Origin of the sequence: Corallococcus sp. CA041A (assembly GCF_003612075.1) — a bacterium.
Classification (GTDB): domain Bacteria; phylum Myxococcota; class Myxococcia; order Myxococcales; family Myxococcaceae; genus Corallococcus; species Corallococcus exiguus.
Map to the genome: position 1 here is coordinate 1 of NZ_RAWF01000594.1, position 559 is coordinate 559.

Genomic DNA, 559 nt, shown 5'->3' on the forward strand with positions numbered 1-559 from the left:
TGCATGTTCCACCGCCTCAAGCGCTTCCGCGCCGTGGCCACCCGCTACGAGAAGACCGCCACCAACTACCTGGCGGTCCTCCACCTGGCCTGCATGATGCTTTGGCTTAATTAGGGACACCCCCTAGGGAGTGGACCCGGAGGGGTCCATGGCCTTTCGAGTCCAGCTCGCTGTCCTGATCCTCGCCTTGCTCAGTGCGTGTGCTGCCTCAAGGGGCAGGGTGAGGCTGGATACCGGCGAGGGCGCCCCCATCGAGTACAGCCCGCCTTCTCCCGTCCGGGCCGTGACAGTGGGGGAGGAGGCCTTTGAAGAGGCGCTGACCGAGCTGGTTCTGGTGACACCCCTGCGCCTCCGGGCTTCACGGCCGGGGGAATGGGTCCGCGCGTCCTACTCCCGAGGGTCGCAGGTGTCGGACCGTGCCTTCGGGGGCTTCTGCGAGCCGGGGCTTCGTAGGGGCGACTGCATCTCGTTGCTCGAAGACGTGATGGGGCTGAGTGACTGGGACAAGTTCGGCGTGGCGCTGGCGCTGTCACTCGACCCACTCAAGGAGAGCATCTCC

General features: G+C 66.2%; 2 pseudogenes. Both read left to right on the plus strand.

The annotated features are described in order from the left end of the window. Positions 1-114 (plus strand): annotated as a pseudogene (locus D7V77_RS42375) (IS5/IS1182 family transposase); the annotation flags it as partial. Positions 115-220: 106 nt separating this feature from the next. After that, positions 221-559, plus strand: a pseudogene (locus D7V77_RS42380) (hypothetical protein); the annotation flags it as partial.